Source organism: Enterobacter sp. BWH52, from assembly GCF_001037565.1.
Taxonomy (GTDB): domain Bacteria; phylum Pseudomonadota; class Gammaproteobacteria; order Enterobacterales; family Enterobacteriaceae; genus Enterobacter; species Enterobacter hormaechei_C.
Genome location: NZ_KQ089854.1, coordinates 2,711,639 through 2,727,179, shown reverse-complemented (window position 1 = coordinate 2,727,179; position 15,541 = coordinate 2,711,639). Strand labels below are relative to the sequence as shown.

Sequence of the window (15,541 nt, the reverse complement as noted above, 5' to 3'; positions counted from 1 at the left end):
CATATCCTGTCTAAACCATAACATACTCTGCACCACGTGCGTCCAGGTATTTTTTGGTCATTGTTAAATTTTTGTGGCCGAGTAAGCGCTGAGCAAATTCCTCCCCGCGCTCCTTTTCATAGAGCCTGCTCGCCAGACTTCTGATCTCATGGAAAGGAGGTGGATTAGGTCCGAATTTTAACCCGGTAGAATCCCTTATCTCTGCAAAGGCCTGGGTGAGTCCGTCAGGAGTTAGCGGCCCCGGCTTTCTTCCCCCGCGGCGGACCGGAGAGTAAAGCATGAAGTCGGAAGGGTTGTTCACCCGGCATCGATCAATGACATCCTGCAACACAAGCCCGGCGACGTCCAGCCTCAAATCAAGGGGAAGTGCCAGTTTGTGACCTGTTTTCTCCTGCGTAACGAAAAGCCTCCCATCTTTAATGTCACTGAACCTGAACAGTGAGATATCTTCCCGCCGCTGGCCGGTGACCAGTGCCAGATCACATGCGTTTGGCGCCCATTCAGAATGAGTTAACGCTGCCTGGCGGATGACCGTGAATTGTTCGAGCAGCAAGCGTTCTCGCTTAACTTTCGGTGTCGGCGTTCGCGTCGGTTCTGTCGGGTTCCTGTCGACATGTCCTTCCACAATCGCCTCCCTGAAGATGTCCATCAGCACAGACCTGAGCCCGGAAGCCATGCTCTTTTTATCGCAGAGAATGTACGCTTCAAGGAATGAGGCGATGTCCTTTGTCGTGACAGAAGCGAGGGGAATTTTGCCGAACTCTTCCTTAATGGTGGCGATCTGGTTTCGCCTGACCTTCATCGTGTTTGGTTTCAGCTCACGCCGTTCGAGAATTACCTCGTAACGCTCCAGCCATGCGGCCACTGTGAAAGTGGGCACGTCTTTTATGCGATCCAGGAGAGAAGAGGGAAGGTAATTCTGGTCAATGTAGTTGTTGGCCTCAATGGCCTGGGCAACAGCATCCTTGCGATCAATCCGGCCAAGAGAAATCTCCTGCCCGGTCACCGGATTGCGCCAGCTGTAAAGTCTGTCTCTTTTACGATAGGTCAGGTTACGGGGCAGGTTAGCGTCGTAACGTACTGGCCTTTTCGCCATGAGTCAGTCTCTCCAGTAAGGTGCCGCCGGACGGCAGTTTGGTGTGTTTTGGTTTAGCGCGCAGATTCTTCTTGCGCGGATCCACGTAGATAGCGTCAGGCTGGACCTTATATTCTTTTCCGTGCAGTTCCGGCGCGGGATAAATTCGCCCCTCTCGCGTCCATCGACGCAGAGTAGAAAGGGAGGGTGGAGTCGTGTAGACCTCAGCAGCCCATTCCTGCAAGTTGAGAAGCTTAGCCATTAGAACTCCTTAGCCACCAGGCATTATAAGCGAGGCCGCGTTGACGTGTTGATTAATCGAAATCAATAGATATGTGACGGATGTTTTTGAATACTGGAAAAATGTAGGTAAATTGGTTCAGTCGTTTCTCGAACTAAGCACGGTATTTTTCATGCCTTTCAATAACGATCGCTAAATGGAGCAGTTTGATGGGGATGCTATCGTTTGATATAACTTGTCCGCACTGTAAAAAAGAAAATGCTGTCTTGGAAGCATTCGGTGAACATCATCGTCATGCTAACTATATTTATGATGTAGCTTTCTTTTGCCGGAGTTGCGCCCAGGCGGGGATAGCGGTTGTGATGTCACCTCGTATGGATTTGGGTCCATACAAGCAGTCTAGGCAACACTCTGAGGTGGATCTTGTAATTCCTCGCTCAGAAAGCCCTTACGAATTGATGGCTGTTTATCCAGAGCCTTCAGTGCTTCTTGCGCCTGATGCGACTCCAGTTAGAGCGGCCGATTCTTTCATTGAGTCAAAAGATAATCTTCAGAGAGGCAAGTTTGATACTGCCGTTATGTTATGCAGAAAAACCATTGATATAGCTACCAGAACTCTATTAGGTGAGGATTCAAAAAAAGAGACGTTGGTACAAAGAATTTCAATTCTACACCCTAAGGGACTAATTACTGAGCAGATGAAAGACTGGGCGCACATTGTGCGTGTAGATTCCAACGGAGCTGTGCACTCAGATGAAGAGTTCTCCAAAGCAGAGGCTGAAGAACTGATAGGTTTTACTGAAGTCTTCCTAATTTATGCTTTTCAGCTGCCAGCAATGGTATCTTCCAGAAAACAAGAGCACTAGTACTCAGGCCAGTTATTTACTGGCCTTTCAGCTCGTTTCTAATGTGTCTACATTTCAACTCAAGAATTCCCTGGCACTCCGCGCATGTCTGGCAGCCGGGAACGGCAGCGCGTCGCGGCTCAGGAATTGGTTCGTCGCACTCTTCACAACGCTCAGCTGATACGGCGTTGCGGTTCAGACGGTGAGCGGAAAGGGCAGCGTTACGCTGAAGCTCTTCAATCTCTGCTGCGGTATCGATGATGTCAGCCATGGTCAATGCTCCCGGAACTGTCGGTTAATTCGGTTGAATGTGAACGCCAGCAATAAAAAAGGCCGCTTTAGCGACATGGTGATTTGCGATTTCATGGCTGTATCCACCCTTTACCTTTGACGTGCTGAATAACGCCAAGCTTCCTGAGCGACTGGAGCCGGCGATCAAGGATGCGGAAGACGTCCATCGGGTGCTTTCCTTCTGCTTCAGCAATGACGAGGCACTCCTGCCTGACGGAAGGGCTAAATAGCTTCGAAAAAGAGGTTGGCTGAGCGCCGATAGCGCTTAATACTTCGCTATCCAGTTTCGCGTATTTGGTCATGCTGCACCGCCTTCAGGAAAGTCACCGAAGTCAGCAAGGTCAGTTTCGCGATCGAACTTAAATTCGCCTATATCGACAACCTCAACTTCGTGTTCGTAAATATCCCCTCCGCCACTTTCAAGAATCTCGATGGCTTCTTCCAGGCTTTCATCATCCACTCTGAAGGTCTGCGAACCTTCTGCTAGCTTGACCTCAGTGGTAAAAAGAAATCTTTTCACGATTCAACTCCGAAGCGGCGATTAAGCCGCCCTGTGTATACGACGAACTCCAGGAGACTAACTCCCAGAGCTTCAATTTTCTTGTGATGCTTGTTGATGATGGGAGGCACCGTTTCGTTCCAGTTAGGCTTTGGCTTCTTGCGCATGGCCTGCTGGATTTCCTCGGTGCAGCGGCGGCAGGCGGCGCGGATGGCGTTGTCATTTTCTGGCGTCATGCGGCCTCCGTCTTAACAACATCGATGGCGCAGCCGGGCAGCAATTCAACCGCGGCGGTGGCGCACTGATTTCCCCAGTGGTGCCAGCCTGGAGCCGCGCTGCGGCTGAACAGCTCAATGCGCGGCACATTACCGTAAAGCAGTTCCAGCCGATGACGCACTTCCCACGGCTTTTCGCTGTGCGCTCCGAGCGGGCTATATACCACCTGCTTAATCCCGGCGTGCTTACGTTCCAGCCCGGCGCCGCGGGTGGCAATCAACAGGTCTTCGGTGTTGGCCCGGGTGTGATTGCCGCCGTTCATGCGCGTCTCTGAGTTAAGCAGATCGAGGAAGTCGTAAAAGTCGGCAACTTCACCCTCGGCCAGGGCTTTATTGATGCGTAGCTCGGCGTTCTGATTCAGCTTCACCCAGGTGAAGCCCTTCATCGTGCGAACGGTAAAACCCCAGGCCTCAGCCAGTTCGATGGCCTCCTGGTTATGCGTACCGGTGTACCACATCGCCAGCACTGCGTTTTCGGCGGCAAGTTCCCACACTGGCAGACGCTTGATGTCGATTAACTTCATGGTGGAGTAGTGATCGGCAGCGGCGCCGTTACTGATTGTGTTGCCGTAAGACCAGGGCGGATCTGCGTAGATAAGAGAGTATTTTCCGGTCATGGAATTACACCTCGAAAGCAAGTTGTGGTGTGAACCGATCGCGTTCTGCGTCGTAATTCAGCGAACTTGCAGAGTTAAAGGCCTCTATGCGTTCTACCAGCACAGCGGCTCTGGTTTCTTTGCTGGCTGGCGCATAGGCTGATTTATCCCATGCCTTATCAATACCGATATTGCGCGCAACGTTTGTGCTGTCAGCTGATGAAAGGGGTATGTGAGTAAAAATGTCTTTATTCAGCATGCGAAGGCCATGGAGCTTGGTAATCGGATAGCCATTTGAATCGACTACGTGCCGGATAAGGTCTCGCAATTTTGCCCTACAGGCGCGTGGTCGCTTTGCATCGTATTCACCCATTGAACCTATGCAAACACGAGGAAACTCATGGCAAAGACGAATGAAACGCTCGTCGGGTTCGCTCATATGCCAGACAGGCGCACCGACGAATTTACCGTGTGGCCATTCAGCTATAAGCGCATCGTTCTCTTCGCTGGTTCCACCGATAACATCAGGGATAACTGCAAATGCGAAACGAGGGTGATTCATCCACTCCTTAACTAATTCGTAATAGTCGTACCAGTTAACAGGCTGGCCCTTATCCCAGAAGCTGAAGGCTCCGTTATCAAGTGCGAAAGATTGAGTTACCTCACTGGCAAGCTTAAGTTGCCCAGGGTTAGCGAAGCTGATAAATGCATGACGGCCTTTCCATGCCTTCAGTGCGCATGTATCAGGGGTTATTGGTCCGCCGTGAAAATGAATCATGCACCCTCCCGCTCCGGATCGTTAACATCCCAGCCATTGCGCTCAATATTGGTTTGCAGCCGCTTATCTCCTACCTCTTCAATGCAGCGGCCGGTAATCTCAGCGACTTCAGCGTTTGAGTGTCGCCACAGCAGCGCCAGCTCTTCGAGAGACCACGCTTTCATAGCACTGACTCCATTTCGTCGATGTAGATGCCCTGAGCAATCAGGCGGCTACGGCGGGCGGCACGTTCAATGCACTCCTGCCGTCTACCTTCCTGTGATTGCTCTATAGCGCGCCGGGTGAACAGGCGCGATTTACCTTGTGGTGTTACGACCTTCGGCTTGCTGGCCAGGCTAAATTTCCGGTCGCAGATGCCGTCCTCGTTGATCCATTTTTCCGACTCAACGATCTGAGCTATCTGTCCGGAGCCGCGGGTAATGCCGTTGGCAACCCGGTTAAACTCGATGAGCGTTACGCCGAACTTCTCGGCGATTTCGCTGCCGGTTACCGGGCGACCACGCGTCTGAATCATCCAGATAACCCGCTCACGGAGGCCGGAAAATTGCCCTGTGCGCCCGGGCCTGCGGTAGAAAGGTGTGCGTTTCATTCGAGCTCCAGAATGCGGCGCTTCGTGTCCGCAACAAGTTCGAGGAAGTCTTTTCTGCGCGCGCGAAGCCGGGCTATTTCTGATTCACATTCAGCAGCTGTAAGGCGATAGACGATGAGCTGCTTACCGTCCGGGAAGTCTGAGCAGTAGCTGATGAAGTCCACCCAATCCCTGCCGGAGCAATCAAGGTGCCCGACCAGTTGCCATCTGTATGCCGGATCGAAGGAGCCGCGGGTGAGGGTGGAGTAGTGAGTGGCGGCAATGACCGACTTAATCTCAACGAGCCCGTCCTGGCCAACGAGGCCGTCGGGGCTGTCGCCATACGTTTCGTGATCAAAGAACCCGCCGTTATTCACATCGACAAAGTTCATCTCTTCATACAGCATGCGGGCAATTGGCTCCTGTTCGTGCCCGCGCTCCATGTGGTCGTTTGAGAAGCCAAACTCAGACTTGCAACCCTTAATCTGCTCAAGAGCCAACTGAAGTGCGTAACGCTTGGCTGGTTCGCCAAACGCCTTTCCATCGTTAGCCATAATGAGGCCGAAGTTTGACGCGGTGGCCTTACCTAGGCGAAGAGCATCCCACTCTTCACCGTTTTGCTCGACGTCGTGCCAGATCATGATGAACACTCCTGCTCAAGCTGGCGGCGATGCTCCGGAGAAATGTCCATTCTCGCCAGCACTGCATCAAGGTTCCCATCGCGTTTGAAGGCGGCCTTAGCGTTATTCCATGCCTGCGTTTTTTCCGGCGAAAGCACCGGCTTTGTAACGCGCGCCGGGCTTAAGCGGAGGCCTTCAACCGACTCCTTTCCGAACCGGACATTTTTATCGACGTAAACAGTGACCTTCACGCCTACCCAATCCTCAAGGAAAGGTGATCCGGTGATGCTTTTCAGCATCTTGCTGTTGGTGGCATTCAATATCATCGGCTTAAGCTTTTCGCCAGGTCGCAGCTCGCGCTCTTCGAAATAAGCGGTATTAAAAACGTCTTTTGATTTTTTTGTTTTGTCGTTTTCTAACGTTGCCCGTGCGATCGTCAGCACCGTTGGCTCAACGATGTCGGCGCTGCTCAGGTATGGAGAGTCAAAAGCTTTTCGGTAGTGGGTTTTAGATTCAGACATTTCATGCATCCTTAAAACGGGCAGCCGGTACGGTGTTCCCAGTCGTATTCCGCCTGGGCGTAAGCAACTGCCGAAATGAAATCGTTGTAGGCCTCGCCAGCTTTATCGCTGCGAAGTCCTTCGTATGGGCTGGAGTCAATCGGTACGGAGAAGTGGAAGAGGCCGGACGGCTCTTTTGGCATCATGTCGATGATTTGCTGTGCCCGGTCGTCGATCCACTTCTCTTTTTCGTCGGTGAGCTGCTGCTCAACCCAGCACCGATCTTCGATTCGGTCGTAAGTGAGGAATGCGTTCATGGTTGCCTCAGTAATGAATTTTCGCGCAGGGGATCAGGTCATCTTTCAGGGCGGTGAGCACTTCGATAGCCTGTTCGCGGGTTAAACTGGTGTGGCTGGTGAGCGCGTTAACGATGTTGGTGCCGACCGTCTTGCGGTGTTTCACGTCAGCTTCGCGCTTGGCTTGCTCGTCGGCTTTGCGCTTCTCTTCGGCCAGGCGAGCATCTTCGGCCTGTTTTGCCTTCAGGCGCTCGGCTTCAACCGCCGCGGCTTTTTCGCGTTCCGCCCGGACTTCTGCTTCCTGCTTCTCGCGTGCCGCACGCTGTTCCGCTTCAATGCGCTGGCGTTCCGCTAGTTCAGCGCGGGCTTTCTCTTCTGCTTCACGGCGCGCTGCGGCTTCAATCTCCGCTTTGTGCTTCGCTTTGGCATCGCGGCGGGCTTGTTCTGCCGCTTCGTGCTTCAGCCGCTCATCACGTTCACGCTGAGCCTGTTCCGCCTGGCGGCGCTGCTCTTCGCGGTCACGGTCAAACTTGTCATTCATCAGCAGAGCCATTTCGTGGTCTGCTTCGAACTGAATAGCCCGCTGTAGATCGATGCTCTCGTTCATGACCAGCGCTTCGGCGTGTAGCGCGTTCATGGCTTCTTCAGCCTTGATGCGTTCCTGCTCGGCTTCCCATTCGGTTAGAGGGCGGCGGGTGGCATCTCGCAACTCGTCGCAGACATCAACGAATCGCTTAATTTCAGCCTCAGCCGGACGCACAGCCTCTTTCAGTCGCTTCAGGTACTCACGGCCTGGCTTTTCGATTGCCGTCTTACTGCGGGACACCTGCGCCGCCAGAGAGGCGACACGATCACGACCTTTCTTCGTGGACAGGTCCGGCACTTCGTTTACTGCCTGGCGGATTTGCTCGAGATAAGCATCAAGGCCGCCAGCTACGTAAAGCACTGGCGCCTGTTCCGGCTTTATTTCGATGACAGTTAAGTCCGTTACTTCGCTCATGGTTTCTCCTGAAATTTGGATGTGCAGATCCCGCCCGCATTGAGCCAGGCCGATCGGTTGAATAGGGTGGTTGGTATCAGTGAACCATCGGCTCGCCGCGCTCATTCAGCAGCACAACGACGGAATCACTTTTGATGATGGTTTTTTCGAAGATGTTGAAGGCGTACAGGCCTTTCTCAACGTTCGCAGAGGCGCGATAAGTTTTGCCGTGGTGTTGCAGCATTGTGCCCGGTAAAACCTCGCTACGTGGCACTGATGCGGTGCCATAGTGCATTCCAATCATACTTTCACCTCAACCTGTTTCAGGAGGCCAGCGATATGCATCTGCCAGCGGTTAAGAGTCAGCTTGTCGCGCGGTGCCGATACCGACGTCAGCTGCCACTCGTTATCGTTGAGCTTTTTGGCGGTGTACTGCTTTCCGTTGTGGGTGACTGTCATGATGCCTCCCGGGCGCGGAGCATTGCGTCAGCTATCTGGTATGCTTCGGTTGCCGTGCGGTCATCGCTACACAACCAGTCAGGGTTCGCTAATCGACCCTGCATAGCCTTGGCCGCGAAGTAGTCGCGCAACGTCATTCCCTGATTGCAATCCCTCCAAGCTGTGGCATCTGTCGCCTCCATAGGGAAGGCGTAGCCACCGTCGTTTTCCTTACTCATAAATCCTCTTGGCCTTATCGCGGCGAACGGAACGGTTAATACAAGACTTCAACGCATTTATTGCATTTATTCCGATTTTCAATTGGCGGTGGATTGCCGCCGGTTGTCATAACTAAGCCGCCTCCGTGAAGCGACTGAGGTATGGCTGTTAAAAAACCCCGTCGAGCGGGGTTTTTCCTGAGCTTATGTGGTACCGATTATTTGTGAGCGATATAGCTTTGCCGTCGCATAGAAGCTCCTTTGTTGCGTGGGTTGATGAATCGAAATGCTTTGGTCATTGGATGGCCGGCACTGATCTCCGGCTTACTGGTTAGAGCGCCCGCACTACCAGTGACGCTGTCTTGAGGCGCAGATTGGTTACTGCTTGCCATGAGCGCTGTGAATACATCGGTCGAGCATCAGCCTGCTCATTCATCCAATCCCGAAACATTCCCTGTTTTGGTCAGCGCCAACTCCCTGCCAGTGTTGCCCGTTCTCACGCCGTTCTCGCTCTCGCGCGGGGATACTCTCTCACCGACCGGATCGCACCCGGTGATACTGCACGTTTACGTGTAGGGGTCTTAACAGGTCATTGACGCTGTAAATCTGCATGTTGTTAAAAAGCAGGCGACTTGCTGTCCGCCGCTGGCTAACTTCGCTCAGCTGTCGATGTTTCGTTTCGATGGGGTAAATTTAGCGTGATGCTAAATTATGCGCAATAGCAAAATGCTAAATTATTAAGTGGTTTTATTTAGCGTATTGATTAATAAGAGATTAAAAATTTACAGAGCAGGAATTCAGGACGTAAAAAAGCCCGCACGATGGCGGGCTTGAGGGGTTTTGCGTGAGGTTATGGGATGTTTAGTATTTTGGCATCAACCACAACGCCGATAATTTTGCAGTTTCCATTAACCTCTAGCATTGGATATGCGGGGTTAAGTGGCTTAAGGAAGCGTCTGCCGGCATCGATTACAAGCTTCTTAAAGGTCGCTTCGTTATCGCCTTCCAGCTTTGCTACAACCAGCTTCCCGTTGCGCGGTTCGACTTCAGGGTCAACAAGTATCGCTGCTCCCTCTGGTATGCTCAGGCCGGCCGGGGAGGTCATAGAATCCCCTTTAACGTCCAGCCAGAATGAATCTTCTGAGCAGTCAACAGTCGTGTCATACCAGCGATCTATCGCTCTTCGGTGATAAGGTTCTACAGCTTCCATCCATTGCCCCGCGCTTACCCAGCTGATTACAGGATAACTTCCTTTTGTCTCGTTCAGTCCTCGAAATGCAACGTTCGAAGGTTCTTCACTGGCGTGTAAAACATCCATCCAGCCAAAAGGCAGATCAAGCGCAGTTTCGATTTTGCGAGCCATCTTATCGCCGATATTGCGATGAGGGTTTGGTCCCAGTAGCTGGCTAAGCGCAGCCGGACTTGTCTCGATGAGTTCGGCGAACTGCGCCTTTGTCATTCCAGACTCGTGCTGGCGCTTCTCGTACAGCGCTTCCAGGTTGGCTTTTCTGATTTCTTTATTTTCCATACCTGCATTGTTACTGCTTTTAGCAAAATGATAAATGTGCAAATTGCTAAATGATGCTTGCGTAGTATTTAGCATAACGCTAAACTCCAAATCAAACGACTCACCCGGAGACAACAATGAGCACTGAACTACACCGCTGGCGCAAGGCCGCCACTACCGACGAATGGGCGCAGCTCGCAAAGTTGGCTAACACGACGCCAGGTTACCTGGACCAGATCGCCTACGGAAATCGCCGGGCATCTCCAGAAATGGCATCTGCTATCGAGAAAGGCACGAAGAATTTTCACCGCCAGGCCCCGGTCCTCAAAGAAAGCCTGGTATTCGCATCGCCGCGTGATACTGCGGCCTAACCACGAAAGGGAAAGCAATGCATTCACTTGCGTATCAACAAGGTAACAAATTTTCGCCAACGGCGATGATTTACCAGAATCGCCGGGAACCTGATTCCTGGGCGTTAAACATCGATGGGATCCGCGCAGCTGTTCGCGCCTGGGCAGCTGACTGCCGCAGCCGTGAATTTGTCGCAGCGCTGATTGTTGAAGAGTGGCGGTCAACCGGCGGAACCGGTCTGGATATCCCGACTGACTCGCACCGCCAGATGCAGAAAGTGTTCCGCTGGATCGACGGCGACACCGAATACGCCGCCAACAACATTCGCCAGCTGGCCCCGGCAATCATGTCCGTCCTGCCGCTGGAGTACCGCCACCGCCTGGCGCCGCAGAACGACACGATGTCGCTGATCGCCTCTGCGATGAAAGAGTGTGCCGAGGCTAAACAGGCCGTGCTGCTGGACGCTCCAGAGCATCAGAAGCTGAAAGAGGTAAGCGAGGGTATAGCTTCGCTGTTCCGCCTCATGCCGGAGCAGGTAGGCCCACTCATGACGATGGTCACGTCGATGCTGGGGGTCATGTGAGAACTACAGAAATGGCGAAAGCCGGTCTGCGCGAACAGAACCGACTTTCTGGTGCAAAAACGAGAGTAGTTGCAGGAGGAATAATGGCAAAAAATCCACGCTATTACCATACCGCTGTACATAAAAACATAACCCGCGACCGCTTCATCCGCTCGGTTAACCCGATTGTGGCAGAGAAGATGCGCGCCATCCTGGAAGAACTGAAACGTAAGGAGAGTGGCCGTGGGTAACGTATCCAATTTAGCCGAAGCCAGAGAGGCCAGAAGGCTCCAGAAACCGCGCACGAATGACGGTAAGGGGTTTGCCTTGCTGCACCGTAAAATTATGGATGTGCCGTTCTATAAGGACGCTGAGGCGGCTCATTTATGGGTTCACCTGCTCCTGCGCGCTAATCACGAACAGACACTGGTATCTACTGATGTTGGCGATGTGATCTGCGAGCGCGGAGAGTTCATTACCGGCCGAAACACACTGGCAATGGAAACGGGTTTGACCGCTGATCGCGTTAAATCACTTCTCCGTAAATTCCAGAATCTGGGCATGATCACCACCAAATCGAACAACCGTTTTACTGTTCTAAAAGTGGTCAAATATGACGAATATCAGTCAAATTTTTGTCCAGCCGATGTCCAGCCAGTGTCCAGCCCAAGCGCAGTCGTACCAATGCCTGCGGAGGTGGAGTGTCCAGCCGATGTCCAGCCAGTGTCCACAGATAAAAATATATTAAATAACTTACTACCTAACGGTAGTAAGTATGTCGCAAATGACCAGAAACCCGCTGAAGAGAAAAAGTCCCGTTTGTCATGCGATGAAGTATGGCAATGCCTGAAAGACGAACTGCCTGAAGCACGGGGATGGAGATGCCTCACTGATGAGCGACGCAATCTGATCCGCACCTTCTGGGGTAAGGCTAACAAAATTGCCCGCAACCTGGACGGCAAGCCGATGGATATGGACGGTTTCAGAAGCTATCTGCGCTACATCGCTCAGAACTGCCGCTGGATGCTTGAAGACCGACCAGACCAGAAATCCGGGAAAACCTGGCGCCGCATGAAATTCGATAAGTTCCTAACCGAAAAGCTCTACATCGAAGTGCGCGAGGGGGATCGTGATGACCGCTGAATTCATGGCTGTACCACAAAACCTCGAAGCAGAGCAGAGCGTTATCGGTGGCCTGCTGCTGGATGATGACAACAGCGAGCGAGTCCAGAAGGTTCTGGCGATGCTCAAGCCTGAGTCGTTCTACAGCCGACCTCACCAGCTGATCTTTGCCGAGATGCGCCAGATGTTCCGCGACAACAAGCCAGTCGATGGTCTGACATTGTTCGACGCGCTCGAAGGCAAAGGGCTCGCGGAGCAGGTAGGTGGCTTTGCTTACCTTGCGGAGATCGCCAAGAACACTCCCAGCGCTGCAAACATCGTGGCTTACGCAGCATCAGTCCGGGAAGCCGCAATGGAGCGCTACGGTATCAACCGCCTGACCGAAGCTACTGAACTGCTGTATTCCCGCAACGGCATGAGCGCTACGCAGAAGTACGAGGCCATTCAGGGTATTTTCACCCAGCTCGCAGACCATTCAAAAACCGGCAGTCGTCGGGGGTTGCGGTCTTTCGGCGAGGTTATGGATGACTGGGTAGCGGATCTGGAGAAACGGTTTGACCCTTCAGGCGAACAGCGCGGCATGAGTACCGGTATCCCGTCACTCGACCGGCTGCTGGCGCCGAAAGGTCTGGTTAAAGGCTCTCTGTTCGTGATTGGCGCAAGGCCAAAGATGGGCAAGACAACCCTGTACGGGCAGATGGCGATCAACTGCGCGGTTCGTGAGAAAAAGCCAGCGCTGATGTTCAGCCTCGAAATGCCTGGCGACCAGATCCTTGAAAAGCTGGTTGGTCAGAAGTCGGGCATTAACCCGAGCATTTTTTACATGCCCGCTACGGATGACGCCGATGACCAGTACCAGGGCGACTACGACGGCGACTTTAAGAAGGCGATCGCCACAGCCGGGAGACTGAGTGAAATCGACATGCTGTACATCGACGACACCCCGGGCCTTTCACTGGCGCACATCGTTAGCGAAAGCCGCCGAATTAAGCGCGAGAAAGGCTGCGTAGGCATGATTCTGGTTGATTACCTGACGCTGATGACCGCCGAAAAAGCAGACCGTAATGACCTGGCCTACGGGATGATCACCAAAGGGTTGAAGAACCTCGCCAAAGAGCTTGGCTGCGTCGTCGTGCTGCTGACTCAGCTCAACCGCGAACTGGAGAAGCGAGTGAATAAACGCCCGTTGCCGAGCGATTCTCGCGACACAGGACAGATTGAGCAGGACTGCGACTACTGGGTTGGTATCCACCGGGAAGGTGCTTTCGATGACAGCGTTCCGCCTGGCGAAACCGAGTTAATCCTGCGACTCAACCGCCACGGCAGTACCGGTACGGTTTATTGCAATCAGATCAACGGTGCAATTTACGACACAGACCAGCAGGCCGCAGCCGCAGAACGCCGCGGGCGCGAGCAGCAGCCGAAAAAGAAAGGGGGGTTCTGATGACCATAACAATTCGTGGGCAGATTCTTGCAGCCCTGCGTAATAACCCGGGCCTGAATAGTGCTCGCATTGCCACCATGATCGGCATGACCACCAAAAAGATTTCCGGCCCGTTAAGTACGTTGTTTGCAGACGGCCTGATCGAGTTCGAAGGAAAGCACGGCCAGCGGCTTTATCGGCTGACAAGCTACGGCATGAAATACGCACCGGAAACCATACCGGCCATGCCGAAGGGAAATTCGAAGCTGGTGCAGCGCACAGAGGCAAACGTGATCTGCCAGGAGTGCCGCAACAGTCCGGCGATGAGAAGGGTATTGATGGTTTGGGGGAGGGTAGGGGTATGACACGCATCCGTAACTTTGGCTGGAATCGCCTCAAGCTGGCAACTCTTTCATACGACGAGATAAGCGCTCTCGAAGAGCAGGTTAAGAAGGAGCACGCCTGTAGCGATGGCATCCACATGTACGACAAAGCAGGCCGTGACAAGCTCGATGCTCTGAGCTTGGCCGTATACAACAAGAAGAAAAAAGGAGTGCAGTCATGAGCATTCTGGACATTCTTAACACTGGTTTAGCCCTGATGGGGTGGTTATTCATCATGTTCAAAACGGGACAGTGGTTTATCTCTCTTGCGCTAAAGCAGTGGGAGAAGCGCAGAAAACTATCTCGTAGACAGAAGGCAGTAAACGAATTTTACGATGCGTTTGACTTGTCCAGCATAGAACCAGGAACAACGGTGCGCCTGGCGACTAAGGGCGATCTGACAATCATGATGTATCGCACAGAAGGAGCAGCCCAATGAGCAACATCTAAGATTAATCATTGACTTTGAAAGATGCCAGTCTGAGCTGTAGCTACTGATGAGCGAAAACCTTCACCACAGAGATGGGTAAGAACTTCCATAACCTATTCCATTGATTTAGAATTGGATAAATTACAGCGCAATTTATTTACTAAATTTTGAGGGATTATGGGACTCTATATACAAAATGAAGTTATTAGTGACTTGAAGAAAACGAACAGCTACCTATTAATAAATGTTCCAGATCAGAGAAATTATGATTCCGGAAAATACAATAGTGATGTTGGCGGTGGTGAGTTTTTTTCTGGGAAATTGTTGGCTCTCTGGCGCGAGTTTTATAATTTGGTGGAAAATAGTAGTGTGTCGTTGGATGATAATACGCAATACTGTCAAGGTAATAATGCATTGGGTTTTTATTTCACAGTACAAGATTTCATGGATGATAAATTCTTGTTTGTTTCTAGACTTGTCGAGGTTTTATATGAGTATTATTTCTGGACAGGTAATTTATCACATCTGATTAGTGATAAAGAAATTGACAAACTCGTTCAATATTATATCCACTCAGCACAAAATGAAAAGAATCTCTTATGGATTAAAGAGAAGATGCCGTATGCTCTTATGAAGTGGGTGTTAACAAGTAAACGATTTATGGAGGCTAAAGATTTCCTTGCGAATTATAATGAATATAAAGAAGCTTCAATCAAATCTGAAGTCATAAGAGATGCAGAAAGTAAAGTTCGGATAGAAACTCTTACAAAGGAGTCTTTATCATCGATAAGTGAAAGGTTTAACACGATTGTTCACGCTATCAAAAAAGATGCGGAGGAAGTAAAAAAATTGGCTAATGATGTTGGCAAGTCATTAGAGGAGGTACAAGCCCTTGAGGAGAGGGTTTCTAAACTCAGAACAAAATATAATTTCGTAGGTCTAAGCTCAGGATTTAGTCAGATAAAAGATAAGAAAGAAGAAGAATTAAGAAGTTCGGAAGTGGCTTATAAAAATTTGTTTGGGTGCATGTTTATATGCCCTTTAATAATACTTTTAATTCATGTATTCCTTCCTGAGAAAGTTCCGCAAGGGTATAATGTGTTACAAGTACTTTTACCTTTTGTTACCATGGAAATGGTTATGCTCTATTTTTTCAGATTGTCTTATTTAGAAGCAAAGTCATTGCGTGCGCAACTTTTACAGATAGATTTAAAACTCAGCCTTTGTTCCTTTATTGATAATTATGTCAAATATAGGAAAGAGCATAATACGAATGTGAGAAAAGTTCTTGATAGCTTCGACTCTGTAATATTTAGTCCAATACAGGCAAATGAAAACAATATCCCCTCAATGTTCGATGGGATGGAGGCTTTGGCCAATTTAGCTGATAAGATTATCAAAAAATAGCAATCACATCGTCATGCTCTCATTTTCGAGGTATGTTTGATTTTTCATAATCAATCCGCCATAATCATGTCACCGGAGCCTGAACAACTCTGGTGACTTCTGCGCATTTAAGGGGACTTAAATGCGACCACAATCTG

General features: G+C 51.1%; 27 protein-coding genes and 1 pseudogene. 10 read left to right on the top strand and 18 right to left on the bottom strand.

What is annotated here, in order from left to right; genetic code table 11:
- Positions 1–10: 10 nt before the first annotated feature.
- Entirely contained in the window at positions 11–1,096 is a 1,086-nt protein-coding gene (locus SK47_RS12955) for a tyrosine-type recombinase/integrase (protein WP_048244444.1), read from the bottom strand.
- A complete protein-coding gene (locus SK47_RS12950; protein WP_023300430.1) occupies positions 1,065–1,337 on the bottom strand; it encodes an excisionase in 273 nt (90 codons plus the stop codon). The genes SK47_RS12955 and SK47_RS12950 overlap by 32 nt, the downstream gene beginning before the upstream one ends.
- 188 nt (positions 1,338–1,525) lie before the next feature.
- Here SK47_RS12950 and SK47_RS12945 point away from each other — a divergent pair, with 188 nt between their 5' ends.
- Complete coding sequence (locus SK47_RS12945) at positions 1,526–2,182, top strand: DUF4145 domain-containing protein (RefSeq protein ID WP_048244442.1); 657 nt, start codon at positions 1,526–1,528, stop codon at positions 2,180–2,182.
- A gap of 16 nt (positions 2,183–2,198) precedes the next feature.
- Here the strand turns inward: SK47_RS12945 and SK47_RS12940 are convergent, their stop codons facing one another.
- The 16 genes and pseudogenes from SK47_RS12940 to SK47_RS12870 all read right to left on the bottom strand — a co-directional run bounded on the left by SK47_RS12940 (position 2,199) and on the right by SK47_RS12870 (position 9,822).
- Positions 2,199–2,432, bottom strand: a complete 234-nt coding sequence (locus SK47_RS12940; protein WP_053071085.1) for a TraR/DksA family transcriptional regulator — start codon at positions 2,430–2,432, stop codon at positions 2,199–2,201.
- 91 nt (positions 2,433–2,523) lie between these two features.
- The gene (locus SK47_RS12935; RefSeq protein WP_048244440.1) at positions 2,524–2,754 is read right to left on the bottom strand and encodes a hypothetical protein; all 231 of its coding nucleotides are present in this window, start codon (positions 2,752–2,754) and stop codon (positions 2,524–2,526) included.
- On the bottom strand, positions 2,751–2,972 hold the full coding sequence (locus SK47_RS12930; protein WP_048244438.1) for a hypothetical protein: 222 nt from the start codon (positions 2,970–2,972) through the stop codon (positions 2,751–2,753). The genes SK47_RS12935 and SK47_RS12930 overlap by 4 nt, the downstream gene beginning before the upstream one ends.
- A complete protein-coding gene (locus SK47_RS12925; RefSeq protein WP_048244436.1) occupies positions 2,969–3,187 on the bottom strand; it encodes a hypothetical protein in 219 nt (72 codons plus the stop codon). Before SK47_RS12925 ends, SK47_RS12930 begins: the two co-directional genes overlap by 4 nt.
- On the bottom strand, positions 3,184–3,843 hold the full coding sequence (locus tag SK47_RS12920; RefSeq protein WP_048244434.1) for an MT-A70 family methyltransferase: 660 nt from the start codon (positions 3,841–3,843) through the stop codon (positions 3,184–3,186). Before SK47_RS12920 ends, SK47_RS12925 begins: the two co-directional genes overlap by 4 nt.
- A gap of 4 nt (positions 3,844–3,847) precedes the next feature.
- Positions 3,848–4,600 carry a hypothetical protein gene (locus SK47_RS12915; protein WP_048244432.1) on the bottom strand — a complete coding sequence of 251 codons (753 nt, stop codon included), beginning with the start codon at positions 4,598–4,600 and terminating at the stop codon, positions 3,848–3,850.
- Complete coding sequence (locus tag SK47_RS24140; protein ID WP_164552435.1) at positions 4,597–4,764, bottom strand: hypothetical protein; 168 nt, start codon at positions 4,762–4,764, stop codon at positions 4,597–4,599. Before SK47_RS24140 ends, SK47_RS12915 begins: the two co-directional genes overlap by 4 nt.
- Positions 4,761–5,189, bottom strand: a complete 429-nt coding sequence (locus SK47_RS12910; protein WP_048244430.1) for a hypothetical protein — start codon at positions 5,187–5,189, stop codon at positions 4,761–4,763. Before SK47_RS12910 ends, SK47_RS24140 begins: the two co-directional genes overlap by 4 nt.
- The gene (locus SK47_RS12905) at positions 5,186–5,809 is read right to left on the bottom strand and encodes a lambda exonuclease family protein (RefSeq protein ID WP_048244428.1); all 624 of its coding nucleotides are present in this window, start codon (positions 5,807–5,809) and stop codon (positions 5,186–5,188) included. Before SK47_RS12905 ends, SK47_RS12910 begins: the two co-directional genes overlap by 4 nt.
- Positions 5,806–6,108, bottom strand: a complete 303-nt coding sequence (locus SK47_RS24135; protein ID WP_181007763.1) for a hypothetical protein — start codon at positions 6,106–6,108, stop codon at positions 5,806–5,808. The genes SK47_RS12905 and SK47_RS24135 overlap by 4 nt, the downstream gene beginning before the upstream one ends.
- 2 nt (positions 6,109–6,110) lie before the next feature.
- A pseudogene (locus SK47_RS24130) lies at positions 6,111–6,309 on the bottom strand (hypothetical protein).
- 11 nt (positions 6,310–6,320) lie between these two features.
- Positions 6,321–6,605, bottom strand: a complete 285-nt coding sequence (gene gamL, locus SK47_RS12895; RefSeq protein WP_048244426.1) for a host nuclease inhibitor GamL — start codon at positions 6,603–6,605, stop codon at positions 6,321–6,323.
- A 7-nt stretch (positions 6,606–6,612) separates the two neighbouring features.
- Positions 6,613–7,584 (bottom strand): hypothetical protein, encoded by a 972-nt coding sequence (locus SK47_RS12890; protein WP_048244424.1) that lies wholly within the window; start codon positions 7,582–7,584, stop codon positions 6,613–6,615.
- A gap of 76 nt (positions 7,585–7,660) precedes the next feature.
- Entirely contained in the window at positions 7,661–7,867 is a 207-nt protein-coding gene (locus tag SK47_RS12885) for a cell division protein FtsZ (protein ID WP_001752704.1), read from the bottom strand.
- A complete protein-coding gene (locus tag SK47_RS24125) occupies positions 7,864–8,022 on the bottom strand; it encodes a hypothetical protein (protein WP_047727208.1) in 159 nt (52 codons plus the stop codon). The genes SK47_RS12885 and SK47_RS24125 overlap by 4 nt, the downstream gene beginning before the upstream one ends.
- A gap of 1,047 nt (positions 8,023–9,069) precedes the next feature.
- Entirely contained in the window at positions 9,070–9,822 is a 753-nt protein-coding gene (locus tag SK47_RS12870) for a LexA family protein (protein ID WP_045344955.1), read from the bottom strand.
- A 41-nt stretch (positions 9,823–9,863) separates the two neighbouring features.
- On the opposite strand from SK47_RS12870, the gene SK47_RS12865 reads away from it, so the two are divergent.
- From SK47_RS12865 to SK47_RS12830, 9 genes are all read left to right on the top strand, one after another.
- On the top strand, positions 9,864–10,097 hold the full coding sequence (locus SK47_RS12865; protein ID WP_000102594.1) for a hypothetical protein: 234 nt from the start codon (positions 9,864–9,866) through the stop codon (positions 10,095–10,097).
- Positions 10,098–10,114: 17 nt separating this feature from the next.
- Positions 10,115–10,660 (top strand): toxin YdaT domain-containing protein, encoded by a 546-nt coding sequence (locus tag SK47_RS12860; RefSeq protein ID WP_048244420.1) that lies wholly within the window; start codon positions 10,115–10,117, stop codon positions 10,658–10,660.
- 83 nt (positions 10,661–10,743) lie between these two features.
- The gene (locus tag SK47_RS24120) at positions 10,744–10,890 is read left to right on the top strand and encodes a hypothetical protein (protein WP_015571544.1); all 147 of its coding nucleotides are present in this window, start codon (positions 10,744–10,746) and stop codon (positions 10,888–10,890) included.
- Positions 10,883–11,782 (top strand): hypothetical protein, encoded by a 900-nt coding sequence (locus tag SK47_RS12855; protein ID WP_048244418.1) that lies wholly within the window; start codon positions 10,883–10,885, stop codon positions 11,780–11,782. Before SK47_RS24120 ends, SK47_RS12855 begins: the two co-directional genes overlap by 8 nt.
- The gene (locus tag SK47_RS12850) at positions 11,772–13,205 is read left to right on the top strand and encodes a DnaB-like helicase C-terminal domain-containing protein (protein ID WP_048244416.1); all 1,434 of its coding nucleotides are present in this window, start codon (positions 11,772–11,774) and stop codon (positions 13,203–13,205) included. Before SK47_RS12855 ends, SK47_RS12850 begins: the two co-directional genes overlap by 11 nt.
- Positions 13,205–13,549, top strand: coding sequence for an ArsR/SmtB family transcription factor (locus tag SK47_RS12845; RefSeq protein WP_048244413.1), 345 nt, complete (start codon positions 13,205–13,207; stop codon positions 13,547–13,549). Before SK47_RS12850 ends, SK47_RS12845 begins: the two co-directional genes overlap by 1 nt.
- Positions 13,546–13,749 carry a hypothetical protein gene (locus tag SK47_RS12840; RefSeq protein ID WP_048244411.1) on the top strand — a complete coding sequence of 68 codons (204 nt, stop codon included), beginning with the start codon at positions 13,546–13,548 and terminating at the stop codon, positions 13,747–13,749. The genes SK47_RS12845 and SK47_RS12840 overlap by 4 nt, the downstream gene beginning before the upstream one ends.
- The gene (locus SK47_RS12835; protein ID WP_048244409.1) at positions 13,746–14,006 is read left to right on the top strand and encodes a DUF4752 family protein; all 261 of its coding nucleotides are present in this window, start codon (positions 13,746–13,748) and stop codon (positions 14,004–14,006) included. Before SK47_RS12840 ends, SK47_RS12835 begins: the two co-directional genes overlap by 4 nt.
- Before the next feature lie 168 nt (positions 14,007–14,174).
- A complete protein-coding gene (locus tag SK47_RS12830; protein WP_048244407.1) occupies positions 14,175–15,404 on the top strand; it encodes a hypothetical protein in 1,230 nt (409 codons plus the stop codon).
- The last annotated feature ends 137 nt before the right edge of the window (positions 15,405–15,541 follow it).

What these genes read in the sequence shown, in the direction of transcription:
- SK47_RS12940 (WP_053071085.1), bottom strand. Translation starts at nt 2,432, where the DNA reads ATGGCTGACATCATCGATACCGCAGCAGAGATTGAAGAGCTTCAGCGT.
- SK47_RS12915 (WP_048244432.1), bottom strand. Translation starts at nt 4,600, where the DNA reads ATGATTCATTTTCACGGCGGACCAATAACCCCTGATACATGCGCACTG.
- SK47_RS12905 (WP_048244428.1), bottom strand. Translation starts at nt 5,809, where the DNA reads ATGATCTGGCACGACGTCGAGCAAAACGGTGAAGAGTGGGATGCTCTT.
- SK47_RS12850 (WP_048244416.1), top strand. Translation starts at nt 11,772, where the DNA reads ATGACCGCTGAATTCATGGCTGTACCACAAAACCTCGAAGCAGAGCAG.
- gamL (WP_048244426.1), bottom strand. Translation starts at nt 6,605, where the DNA reads ATGAACGCATTCCTCACTTACGACCGAATCGAAGATCGGTGCTGGGTT.
- SK47_RS12845 (WP_048244413.1), top strand. Translation starts at nt 13,205, where the DNA reads ATGACCATAACAATTCGTGGGCAGATTCTTGCAGCCCTGCGTAATAAC.
- SK47_RS12835 (WP_048244409.1), top strand. Translation starts at nt 13,746, where the DNA reads ATGAGCATTCTGGACATTCTTAACACTGGTTTAGCCCTGATGGGGTGG.
- SK47_RS12860 (WP_048244420.1), top strand. Translation starts at nt 10,115, where the DNA reads ATGCATTCACTTGCGTATCAACAAGGTAACAAATTTTCGCCAACGGCG.
- SK47_RS12925 (WP_048244436.1), bottom strand. Translation starts at nt 3,187, where the DNA reads ATGACGCCAGAAAATGACAACGCCATCCGCGCCGCCTGCCGCCGCTGC.
- SK47_RS24120 (WP_015571544.1), top strand. Translation starts at nt 10,744, where the DNA reads ATGGCAAAAAATCCACGCTATTACCATACCGCTGTACATAAAAACATA.
- SK47_RS12890 (WP_048244424.1), bottom strand. Translation starts at nt 7,584, where the DNA reads ATGAGCGAAGTAACGGACTTAACTGTCATCGAAATAAAGCCGGAACAG.
- SK47_RS12910 (WP_048244430.1), bottom strand. Translation starts at nt 5,189, where the DNA reads ATGAAACGCACACCTTTCTACCGCAGGCCCGGGCGCACAGGGCAATTT.
- SK47_RS24125 (WP_047727208.1), bottom strand. Translation starts at nt 8,022, where the DNA reads ATGACAGTCACCCACAACGGAAAGCAGTACACCGCCAAAAAGCTCAAC.
- SK47_RS12865 (WP_000102594.1), top strand. Translation starts at nt 9,864, where the DNA reads ATGAGCACTGAACTACACCGCTGGCGCAAGGCCGCCACTACCGACGAA.
- SK47_RS12950 (WP_023300430.1), bottom strand. Translation starts at nt 1,337, where the DNA reads ATGGCTAAGCTTCTCAACTTGCAGGAATGGGCTGCTGAGGTCTACACG.
- SK47_RS12920 (WP_048244434.1), bottom strand. Translation starts at nt 3,843, where the DNA reads ATGACCGGAAAATACTCTCTTATCTACGCAGATCCGCCCTGGTCTTAC.
- SK47_RS12830 (WP_048244407.1), top strand. Translation starts at nt 14,175, where the DNA reads ATGGGACTCTATATACAAAATGAAGTTATTAGTGACTTGAAGAAAACG.
- SK47_RS12840 (WP_048244411.1), top strand. Translation starts at nt 13,546, where the DNA reads ATGACACGCATCCGTAACTTTGGCTGGAATCGCCTCAAGCTGGCAACT.
- SK47_RS12870 (WP_045344955.1), bottom strand. Translation starts at nt 9,822, where the DNA reads ATGCTAAATACTACGCAAGCATCATTTAGCAATTTGCACATTTATCAT.
- SK47_RS12935 (WP_048244440.1), bottom strand. Translation starts at nt 2,754, where the DNA reads ATGACCAAATACGCGAAACTGGATAGCGAAGTATTAAGCGCTATCGGC.
- SK47_RS12945 (WP_048244442.1), top strand. Translation starts at nt 1,526, where the DNA reads ATGGGGATGCTATCGTTTGATATAACTTGTCCGCACTGTAAAAAAGAA.
- SK47_RS12955 (WP_048244444.1), bottom strand. Translation starts at nt 1,096, where the DNA reads ATGGCGAAAAGGCCAGTACGTTACGACGCTAACCTGCCCCGTAACCTG.
- SK47_RS12885 (WP_001752704.1), bottom strand. Translation starts at nt 7,867, where the DNA reads ATGATTGGAATGCACTATGGCACCGCATCAGTGCCACGTAGCGAGGTT.
- SK47_RS24140 (WP_164552435.1), bottom strand. Translation starts at nt 4,764, where the DNA reads ATGAAAGCGTGGTCTCTCGAAGAGCTGGCGCTGCTGTGGCGACACTCA.